Below are 9,744 nucleotides of genomic sequence, written 5' to 3' on the forward strand. Positions count from 1 at the left end.
ATCGGCCTCCGCGCCAAAGGTCATGGTGCCGAGGCAATAGGCAGTGACGACGGTCCCACTGGGACCGAGCTTGCGATAATCCATGTTTATCTCCTCTTTGAACACAACCGTGGCATCAACGGCGGCTGTCATTTCGATATCGACGGCGGTGAAGGAAAGAGCAGCGAACTACCTTCACACATCCCAAACGGGGCACCAATCGCCGTTTACCAGCCGCATGCCCTTCTCGAGGCCTTCAATCCGTTTGATCTCGGCCGGCGTCAGCGTGATCTTGCGGGCCTCGAAATTCTGCATGATGCGGCCCCTCTTGCTGGAAGACGGGATGACCACATGCCCCTTGGCGATGAGGAAGGCGAGCGCGATCTGGTCGCTGGCGGCACCGCGGACCTGGCCGATCTCTTCGAGAACCGGGTCGCCGACGACGGCGCCGCGCGCGAGCGGTGAATAGGCCGTGACCGCGATACCGAGTTTTTCGCAATAATCGATGATCGGCCGGTTCTGCATATAGACATGGCACTCCACCTGGTTGGTGGTGATCGTGCGGCTGCCGAGCAGGCGGATGCTTTCGTCGATCAGAGCTTTAGTAAAGTTCGAAACGCCGATCTGCCTGGCAAGGCCGGCATCGAAAACCTCGGCGAACTGGCCGAGATAATCGGCAAGCGGATATTTATTATGCGGCGACGGCCAGTGCAGCAGCAACAGGTCGACCTGGTCGACGCGGAGCCTTTCCAGGCTCTCCCTGACCGACGGCATGACGGCTCCGGGGCCGTAGTTGTCGGGCTTCACCTTCGTGGTGATGAAGATTTCGTTGCGCGCCACGCCGGCGTCTTTGATGCCGCGGGCGACATCCTGCTCGTTGCCGTAGCCCTGGGCGGTGTCGATGTGGCGGCATCCGGCTTCGAGCGCCCAGATGACGCCCTGATGGGCTTCATCGGCCGAGCGGTTCCATGTGCCGTACCCCATCTGCGGGATGCCGGCGACCATTGCTTCTTTCGTCATGTTCTCTTCCTACGCAGCAATTCAAAATCTTACTGCGCGTCCGAAAAGCCGCGCGGCGCTGTCGTCAGAAACCGGCGACGTGCAGCGGTTTGTAGGGGGCTTCGAGCGCCTTGACGTCATCACCGGTGAGTTCGAACTCGACCGCTGCGATCGCATCTTCGAGATGGCTCATCTTGCTGACGCCGACGATCGGCGAGGTCACGACCGGCTTCTGCAGCACCCAGGCCATCGCGACCTGCGCCATGGATGTCTTGCCCGCCTTGGCGACGGCTTCGACCGCCTCGACGACGTCCCGATCGCCGGTCTTCTCATACATGCTCTTGTTGTAACGGTCGGTGGTGGCGCGCTTGGTCTCGGTGCCCCAGGGACGGGTCAGCTTACCGCCGGCAAGCGGGCTCCACGGCAGGACTGCGATACCCTGATCGCCGCAGAGCGGCAGCATTTCGCGTTCCTCCTCGCGATAGGTGAGGCTGACCTGGTTCTGCATCGAGACGAACTTCGTCCAGCCGTTGACCTCGGCTGCATGCTGGAGCTTGGAAAACTGCCAGGCCCACATCGAGGATGCGCCGATATAGCGGGCCTTGCCGGCGCGCACGACGTCGTTCAGCGCCTGCATGGTTTCTTCCACCGGCGTGAACGGGTCGAAGCGGTGGATCTGGTAGAGATCGACATAGTCGGTGCCGAGGCGGCGCAGGCTGTTGTCGATCTCGGTAAGGATCGCGGCGCGGGAAAGACCCTGGCCGTTTGGGCCGGGGCGCATGCGACCGAACACCTTGGTTGCCAGCACGATCTCCTGGCGGGGCGCCAGTTCCTTAAGCAGGACGCCGGTGATCTCTTCGCTGGTGCCCTGTGCGTAGACATTGGCCGTATCGAAGAAATTGATGCCGGCATCCCATGCGCGCTTGTAGAGTGGCCGCGCCTCTTCGAGCCCTAGAACCCACGGGCGTTCGTCCGTCTGCTTGCCGAAGGACATGCAGCCGAAGCAGATGCGGCTGACTTCAAGCCCTGTCTTGCCAAGTCTTGTGGTCTTCATGGTCTTTCCTCGGAGTTGTTGGTTGGCCGTGGCGGAAATGCGCCTCGCGGCATCATGCGCCGGTAACGTATTTCCGCCAGTTGTGTTCTTCCTTGAAACCGAGAACTTCCCGGATCTTCCGGTTCGAGAGCGGCGCTTCGAATTCGCCGAGCTCCCGAAGGATCGGCGTGTTCGGCGCCCATTTGCCGAGGAAATCCCGCGTTGGCTCGCTTGCCGTGATCGTGTCGTTGACGGCATTGAAGACCTGGAAACCGAGGCCATCGGCCTGCAGGCAAAGATCGACGATCTGCCCGAGATCGCGGGCATCGATGTAGCTCCAGGCGTTGCGCTTGCGCGATGGCGGATCGGCAAGGAAGCCTGGAAAACGCTCATATTCATGCGGTTCGATGACGTTGGCGATCCGCAAGGCGTAGATGCCGCTGCGCATTGCAAAGGCGCGGGCCGTCTTCTCGTTGACGACCTTGGAGAGCCCATAGCTGTCCATCGGGTCGATGTCATAGTCTTCTTCGAGCGGAAACGAATGGAAATCTTTGTCGCCCTCGGCAAAACAGACGCCGTAGGTCGTTTCGCTGGACGCGATGATCACCTTGGGAATGCCGAGTTTCACCGCCGCTTCGATGACGTTATAGGTCGAGATCGCATTGACCGAAAAAGTCTGATTGTCGGGCTTGAGCAGCAGGCTCGGTATAGCCGCAAAATGCACGACGGCATCGACCTTGGCCGGTCCGCCCGGCGTTTGCAGACCCTCACCGCTGAAATGCATCGACAGGGCGTTGAAGGTCTGGCCGCCGTCGGTGAGATCGGTGATCAACGTCTGCACGCCGGGGCAGTCCAAGGGAACGAGGTCGAGGTTGCGGACCTTGTGTCCCTTCCCCACCAGATATGGAACCGCATGGCGGCCGGCCTTGCCGCTGCCGCCGGTAAAGATGATCCGCTTGCTCATGTGATCTGTCCGCTTCCTGATGAAGGTTCGATAGAAGCGGTACAACGCGGGAGAGCGATGAATCAATAGAGTGGAAATCACTGAACCGATGAACAAGGCTCATCAATGGGAAACAGCCGCTACAATCCGTTCAAGCCGCGAACGATCTTGATCAGCGCGTCGACGCCGAAGGGGAGCTGCCGCCGGCTGGAATAATACATCGAAAACGGCGGGCCTATTGATGCCCATTTGGGAAGGACGACTTCCAGGCGCCCCGCGGAAACGTAGGGGCTTGCCAGCCTTTCCAGGCAATAGGACACCCCGGCACCTTCCAGCGCAGCATTGATGGCAAGATCGGTCTCGCCTGATATCAGCGCTCCGGGAACGTCGATCTCGCGCCGGTCGTCGCCGCGTTCGAATTCCCACTTGTAGATCTGGCCGCGGCCCGTCCGTATCCGGATGCAGCGGTGGGAATTGAGGTCCTCCGGCATGATAGGGCGACCATGACTTCTGAGATAATCAGGAGCAGCGACCGCGACCCATTTTAAAGGAGGAGTGAGAGGAACTGCGATCATGTCTTCCGGGATGGTGCCGCTGTACCGGATACCGGCATCGAAGCCGTCCGCGGTGACATCGACGAACTGGTCATCCACGGCGACCTCAAGTTCGACATTCGGGAAGCGTTGCTGGAAGACCGGAATGGCTGGCCGCAAAAGCAGAACGGCGGCATCTTTCAGAACATTGATGCGAATGCTGCCGGCGCCAGCTTGATAGTGCCCGTTCAAGTCCTCCAATCCGGAGTTGATAAGCTCGAGCCCGGCAGAAATCTTCTCAGCGAGCGCTGTTCCGGCAGCGGTTGGCGCAACGCTGCGGCTGGTTCGATTAAGGAGGCGAACGCCCAGCCTTTGCTCAAGCGCCTTCATGCTGTGGCTCAGAGCGGAAGCCGTTACTTCGAGGTGATCCGCCGCTTTCCGAAAACTGCGGTACTGGACTATCGCGAGAAAGATCGACAGCTCGTGAATTTCGTTGCGCTTGAACTGCATGTTGATCTCAGGAGGCTAGTTTGGCGATACTTCGCAACCGGGCATGAAAGCTCTAGCTCGTTCGGTACAACTCAGCACTCGAATGCTGGTTTACCGGCTCGGATTATGCGGCGGTAGTGTCGTGATAACGCGACGGCAACGGCCGCGCTAGCCTCGTCTATTCGCGCTGAGTCGAATTAACACATACCCCATCCCGCCGATTTGAATCAAAAGGTCTGCCCTCATCTCTCTGTCCGTGACGACCTTAATTTTGGTCCATTTGTCTATCTTGGTATCCGCGGGTATAGGCAGGCCTTCTCGCAGCAAAAGGGTAAGCTCAGGTGCCCTATCCGATCTATAGATGCAAATCCTCATCGCATGGCGCCTAACTGCCCCAGATTATAACAGTTATATTGCGATGCATTATCAACTATTGCAATGCCGCAAACCCCTTCTCTGCAGATGTACCGAGGTCTAGCAGCCAACTGAAACCCTCTGGTTTCTGGGCTGAACCGATGTTTCCGTGCGGTTGCAACAGCGGGACTCATTTGAATGCGTAGCGGGGGATGAGCCACTCGTCGCCGGTATATCCTCAGCTCCAGCCTCGGTTCCATAATTCAGCTTATGCCATTTTACACAATCTAAGATTGTTCATACTTTCGCGGTTAAATCGCGATGGATCCGGTAAGGGCTGCTAAAATAATGATAATCTCAAAAATTTCTTGGGAACTATACACGCTAGAGAGGATTTTCTTTCCTCCTCCTCCCTCAGTCGCTTAAAGTGAGGTGGCACAGAAGCCGGCGTTGCCGGCCGAGAGCCGGGGCCGCCGCACGAGATGACGAGGACCTAGGTGGAGGGCTAACGAAAATAGTTGATTGCTGCTCTCATCTTTAGTACCGACCTATCACCCGGTTAAAGGATGTCACGTGGCTATACTCCCGATGCAAGATCCGCCTCGAACGGCTGAAACTTTTGTCGCCGAAAATATAGGTCTTTTGATAGAGCGGAACGAAATTCTCTGCGACGTCAGTCTCAAATTTCCGGCAGGAGAAGTTGTCGCGCTGGTCGGCCACAACGGTTCCGGCAAATCCAGTCTTCTCAAAATGTTAGCTCGCCAGCTTGTGCCGAGCACTGGATCGATCTCTTACGGAAACCAGGATCTGAGGATGTATAACGAACGCGCCTTTGCGCGTTCGGTCGCATATCTGCCCCAGGACGTCACGACCGGATCGGAAATGACGGTCCGCGAGCTTGTAGGATGCGGTCGTTATCCGTGGCATGGAGCGCTCGGCCGGTTCACCAAAAACGATGAAGAGAAAGTCGAGGACGCCCTTCGAGCCACGCATATCGAGACGTTCGCCGACCGCATCATGGGAACGCTATCGGGCGGCGAGCGGCAACGTGCCTGGATCGCGATGCTGATCGCTCAGGATGCTCGCTGCCTGTTGCTCGACGAACCGACTGCGGCACTCGACGTTGCTCATCAGGTCGAGGTGCTCTCACTTGTGCGACGCTTGGCGCATGAAGGTGGAAGGAGTGTCGTCATCGTTCTCCACGACATCAACATGGCCGCTCGCTTCTGCGATCGGATCCATGCATTGAAACGCGGTCGCGTGGTTGCCAGCGGAACTCCGAGCGCGATCCTCGCGCCGAACACGCTGCAAGAGATCTATGGGATCGACATGGATGTAATCTCCGCGCCCAACCTGCCCTATCCGCTCGCCTATGTTTGCTGAGGCCGGCCGATCAATGGGGATTTCGCGGCGCACCTTTTTGCAGTTCGCGGCGGCCTCGCTCATTCCAGCTCCGCTGTTTGCACAGTCGATGGGCCCAAGGATCGTCAGCCTCGACTACGGTCTTGCGTCCACTCTTTTATCCCTCGGATTGCCTCCGGTCGGGATTTCGGACCTCGCCGACTGGGACAGATGGGTTGTCGAGCCGACGATGCCAAAATCCGTCGTCGATATCGGCAGTTCGTTCGAGGTCAATTTTGAAATTCTCGTCACTCTGAAGCCTGACATTATCTTGACCACACCCTACCTGGATGAGCTGTTGCCCAAGCTTCAGTCGGTGGCGAAAGTCGTTCGGCTGGAAATCTTTATGCCGGGCATTGGACCTATTCTTACCGCTGCCATCGCGGCGACGCGTAAATTGGCCGTTGAGCTTGGCCGTGAGAATGAAGCAGAGCAGTTCCTCGCCCGAGCCGACGTCTTCTTTGAGCAATGCCGCAGTCGCCTAGTGGGCAAGAACCTGCCGCCGGTCGCCCTGGTGAATTTCATGGATGCCCGCCATGCCCGCATCTACTCGAGTCCCGGACTGTTCCACAATGTGCTCGAGCGCATCGGTGTCCGAAATGCCTGGACCAGAGAGTCGAATTATTGGGGCTTTGAAACGATCGGGATTGAAGATCTCTCCAAGGTCACCGATCCGGACGCGCGTCTGATCGCCTTTGACCCGATTCCTCCGGACGTTCTTCCGAAACTCGCTCAGAGCCCGCTGTGGAACAGGCTTTCGTTTGCGCGTCCGGGTCACCTGTCGATCCTGCCGCCAGCCCTGATGTTCGGGATGGTGAACGAGGCCATGCGTTTCGCAGGCCTTTTGACAGATCTTCTGGAAAAGGAAGCTTGATGGTTTCCCGCCGCGACAATATCGGGCCAGCAATTGTCTTCCTCCTCCTGATGTGCGGTGGAGGCGTGGCATCGTGGTTTCTTGCCGCTCCTGCACTGTCAGAAATGGCTCGACCGGATTACGATGTCACGCGAATGGTGTTCACCTATTCGACGCTTCCCCGTCTTGCGACGGCGCTGATTGCCGGAGCCGCGCTTGCCTTGTCCGGGGCGCTGTTTCAGCAAGTTTTGCGAAACCCGCTCGCCGATCCTACCACCCTTGGCGTGTCGGCCGGAGCAAACCTGGCGCTGGTGGTAACATCGCTGTTTCTCCCCGACTTGCTTGGCGCCGGCCGCGATCTTGTCGCTTTGATCGGCAGTGCGACCGCTGCTGCGATCGTCGTCAGCCTGGGGGCGCGCCGCGGTTTTTCGCCTTATTCGCTTGTTCTGTCGGGGCTGGTTCTCAGTCTTTGGTGCGGCGGCCTCGCTGCCATCCTGACCTATTTGAACCAGCGCTATCTCTCGAGCCTGTTCATCTGGGGCGCCGGCTCGCTGGCACAGCAAAGCTGGGTCATTCCCCTGTCGCTTCTTTGGAAGTTGGCTGTCATCGCCATCGCCTCCGCTTTCGTGATGAGACCGCTTTCGCTACTCGATCTTGGCGAGAGCAGTTCCACGGCACTCGGCGTCAGATTGGTCCGGCTGCGTTTCGTTGTCGTCGCCCTTGCCGTCGCGCTTGCTGCATTTGTTACGAGCGCCGTTGGGGTGATTGGTTTCATTGGGCTGGTCGCGCCGACGATTGCGCGATTGTCCGGAGCACGGCGTCCCGCACAACTCATCCTCTGGTCTCCGCTGATCGGCGCCGGACTGCTGTTCTTCGCCGACTCCATCCTGCAACTCGTCGCCGGCGGACTTGGTGATTTCTTGCCGACGGGGGCAGTGACAGCCATCTTCGGTTCGCCACTGCTTCTCGCGCTCCTGCCGCGGCTGAAGATCCGTCATAGACTACAGCAATCGCCGGCGTTCAGACGGCCACGTCGATGGGATGTAAGCGCACCCGTCATCATCGCGGCCGCCGGCCTGCTCGTCCTGTTGATGGTCAGCGCTTTTTTCGGACGCGACATCAATGGCGGTTGGGCTTTTACATCAGGCGAATTTTCGGCCGATGTCCTTGCTATCAGGATACCTAAAATCCTCGCCGCCCTGACATCGGGCGCCATGCTTGCGGTCGCGGGCTCGATCCTTCAGCGGCTGACCGGAAACGAAATGGCAAGTCCCGAAGTTCTGGGAATCAGTGCCGGCGCGACCTTCGGTGTTGCAATTGCCCTCTTTGCCGTCGCTCCAGGATTTTCCGGGCAATTTGCATTTGCTGTGGCCGGTGCGATCAGCGTTCTTTTTGTCATCTTCGCCAGTTCCCGGCGATCGGCGTTCGCGCCTGAACGAGTCCTGCTGGCGGGCATTGCCTTAAGCGCGATGGTCGATGCCGTCGTCGGCGTGTTGAGCTCGACGGGAGATCCGAGAGCAGTTCTGCTGATGCGGTGGATGAGCGGGTCCACCTATCTTATCGAGGGGTCGACCGCCGCAATGGAGGTGGCGCTCGGCGCCGTGCTGATTGCCGTCTCGCTCGCCGCTCGCCGCTGGCTTGACATTCTTCCGCTTGGACCGTCGCCTTCGGCGGCGATCGGTATACCCTTGGCAAAATCGCGATTTGCGCTTTTTGGCCTCGCAGGATTGTTGACGGCTGCCGCGACGCTCACGGTTGGCCCGTTGTCATTCATCGGCCTCATGGGACCTCACCTTGCGCGGGAGGCGGGATTGGTGCGCGCGCTGCCGCAAATGGTCGGCGCCGCTCTGATCGGAGGGGGGCTGATGGTTGCGGCTGACTTCGTCGGCCGCACGATCGTATCGCCCTATCAGATCCCGGCAGGTCTTGTTTCCGCACTCATCGGAGCGCCGTTCTTGATGCTGATGATGCGGAAGCGCGGTGCCAGCTGAGGGGTTGCCCACGCAACACCATCAACGATCTCACTATGGCGTTGTCTCATTCGCCGGCAGGTTGGCCCTGCCTCTTGCTCCGAGATGGGCCGATACGGGTGGGGAGCACGGCCGGCCGGACCATTAACGTCGGAGAGCGTCACATGTCGGTCAAACTCTGGACGGCGAACGCGATGCTAACCGCGCGATTCACGGCCGCCGCAAGAACCGACATGTGGGTCTCACCGGCATAAAGCTCGAATTCGGTACGCAATCCGTCGGCAGTGCCGTTTAATCGCTCCGCCATCTCCCGCGCCAGGAGGATGGTCCGCTCCGTCTTCCTCTTCTCCAGGCGTGCAATGGCATCCTCGTTCCGGTACTGGAAGGGTGCTAGCTCATCGCCTTCGTATTCCCCAGCGGACAAATGCAGGAAGGGTGCATTCCCCGGTGCCTCTTGACGTTGCGCTTCATTCTTGAGGATTTCGCTGTTCTCCCAATAGATGGTTGGGCTGGCCGCAATCCAATTGGCAAACAGACCGGGACGCTCGAACAGGGCATAGAGAGTAAAGAGGCCGCCGAAGGAATGTCCGAAAAGCGTTCGGCGCATCGGATCCAGGATCACCATCTCCGCAATCCGCGGTATAAGCTCGTTCTCGATGAAATCCACCAGCTTGCCGGTCCCTCCGATGACAACCGGCGGACCGCCCTCAACGAACGGCGGATAGGATTTGACCGGCGGAGGCCCGAGGTCCCAAGACCGGCGGAGCGGATCATAGGGCTCGTCGGAGGGGTAGCCGATCGCCGCGATCACCCCCCAACCGACATTCGTTCCCGTGGGGTAAGGTGCCTGCGTGACCAAGCTGGCGACCGCGAAGGGGAACGTGGCGTTACCGTCGGTCATGACGAGAAGCGGCCATCCACCCGCCGGCGGTTTCTCCGCCGGAATGGAAAGGAATATGCGATAGGGCTCGCCACCCGCAGCAGGAGCCAGATCAAAAAAACACGTTCCGGGCATCGAATAGACACTGATAGGATTGGTCATGAGAAAATTTTCTGATGGTTGGGAGGATAGGGGAAGGGAAATTGATTTCGGTGCGGTTCACCGGCAGGTTTTCGAAGCTTTCCAAGGTCGGTGCAACTCTTTGCTGATATCCTGGCCTCTACGAAAGCGCCTCATGGCAATCACGGTT

8 protein-coding genes are annotated in these 9,744 nt (G+C 58.9%); 3 read left to right on the forward strand and 5 right to left on the reverse strand.

Going from position 1 to position 9,744, the window contains the following annotated elements:
* Positions 1 to 174 precede the first annotated feature (174 nt).
* From FY112_RS29035 to FY112_RS29050, 4 genes are all read right to left on the reverse strand, one after another.
* The gene (locus FY112_RS29035; RefSeq protein ID WP_131643861.1) at positions 175 to 999 is read right to left on the reverse strand and encodes an aldo/keto reductase; all 825 of its coding nucleotides are present in this window, start codon (positions 997 to 999) and stop codon (positions 175 to 177) included.
* A 64-nt stretch (positions 1,000 to 1,063) separates the two neighbouring features.
* The gene (locus FY112_RS29040; RefSeq protein WP_151519876.1) at positions 1,064 to 2,032 is read right to left on the reverse strand and encodes an aldo/keto reductase; all 969 of its coding nucleotides are present in this window, start codon (positions 2,030 to 2,032) and stop codon (positions 1,064 to 1,066) included.
* Between the two features lie 52 nt (positions 2,033 to 2,084).
* On the reverse strand, positions 2,085 to 2,975 hold the full coding sequence (locus FY112_RS29045) for an NAD(P)-dependent oxidoreductase (RefSeq protein ID WP_151519877.1): 891 nt from the start codon (positions 2,973 to 2,975) through the stop codon (positions 2,085 to 2,087).
* Between the two features lie 119 nt (positions 2,976 to 3,094).
* The gene (locus tag FY112_RS29050) at positions 3,095 to 3,997 is read right to left on the reverse strand and encodes a LysR family transcriptional regulator (protein WP_131620432.1); all 903 of its coding nucleotides are present in this window, start codon (positions 3,995 to 3,997) and stop codon (positions 3,095 to 3,097) included.
* 921 nt (positions 3,998 to 4,918) lie between these two features.
* Here FY112_RS29050 and FY112_RS29055 point away from each other — a divergent pair.
* Genes FY112_RS29055 through fhuB form a run of 3 tightly spaced genes read left to right on the forward strand, consistent with a single transcriptional unit; the run spans position 4,919 to position 8,575 of the window.
* A complete protein-coding gene (locus FY112_RS29055) occupies positions 4,919 to 5,713 on the forward strand; it encodes an ATP-binding cassette domain-containing protein (protein WP_131629683.1) in 795 nt (264 codons plus the stop codon).
* A 13-nt stretch (positions 5,714 to 5,726) separates the two neighbouring features.
* The gene (locus tag FY112_RS29060; RefSeq protein ID WP_151519878.1) at positions 5,727 to 6,605 is read left to right on the forward strand and encodes an iron-siderophore ABC transporter substrate-binding protein; all 879 of its coding nucleotides are present in this window, start codon (positions 5,727 to 5,729) and stop codon (positions 6,603 to 6,605) included.
* Positions 6,605 to 8,575, forward strand: a complete 1,971-nt coding sequence (fhuB, locus tag FY112_RS29065) for a Fe(3+)-hydroxamate ABC transporter permease FhuB (RefSeq protein WP_131643876.1) — start codon at positions 6,605 to 6,607, stop codon at positions 8,573 to 8,575. Before FY112_RS29060 ends, fhuB begins: the two co-directional genes overlap by 1 nt.
* Positions 8,576 to 8,714: 139 nt before the next feature.
* Here fhuB and FY112_RS29070 read toward each other — a convergent pair whose 3' ends face one another.
* Positions 8,715 to 9,596 carry an alpha/beta hydrolase-fold protein gene (locus FY112_RS29070; protein WP_131629558.1) on the reverse strand — a complete coding sequence of 294 codons (882 nt, stop codon included), beginning with the start codon at positions 9,594 to 9,596 and terminating at the stop codon, positions 8,715 to 8,717.
* Positions 9,597 to 9,744: the final 148 nt, after the last annotated feature.

Origin of the sequence: Rhizobium sp. PEPV16 (assembly GCF_008919455.1) — a bacterium.
GTDB lineage: Bacteria > Pseudomonadota > Alphaproteobacteria > Rhizobiales > Rhizobiaceae > Rhizobium > Rhizobium leguminosarum_Q.

What these genes read in the sequence shown, in the direction of transcription:
- FY112_RS29035 (WP_131643861.1), bottom strand. Translation starts at nt 999, where the DNA reads ATGACGAAAGAAGCAATGGTCGCCGGCATCCCGCAGATGGGGTACGGC.
- FY112_RS29040 (WP_151519876.1), bottom strand. Translation starts at nt 2,032, where the DNA reads ATGAAGACCACAAGACTTGGCAAGACAGGGCTTGAAGTCAGCCGCATC.
- FY112_RS29045 (WP_151519877.1), bottom strand. Translation starts at nt 2,975, where the DNA reads ATGAGCAAGCGGATCATCTTTACCGGCGGCAGCGGCAAGGCCGGCCGC.
- FY112_RS29050 (WP_131620432.1), bottom strand. Translation starts at nt 3,997, where the DNA reads ATGCAGTTCAAGCGCAACGAAATTCACGAGCTGTCGATCTTTCTCGCG.
- FY112_RS29055 (WP_131629683.1), top strand. Translation starts at nt 4,919, where the DNA reads ATGCAAGATCCGCCTCGAACGGCTGAAACTTTTGTCGCCGAAAATATA.
- FY112_RS29060 (WP_151519878.1), top strand. Translation starts at nt 5,727, where the DNA reads ATGGGGATTTCGCGGCGCACCTTTTTGCAGTTCGCGGCGGCCTCGCTC.
- fhuB (WP_131643876.1), top strand. Translation starts at nt 6,605, where the DNA reads ATGGTTTCCCGCCGCGACAATATCGGGCCAGCAATTGTCTTCCTCCTC.
- FY112_RS29070 (WP_131629558.1), bottom strand. Translation starts at nt 9,596, where the DNA reads ATGACCAATCCTATCAGTGTCTATTCGATGCCCGGAACGTGTTTTTTT.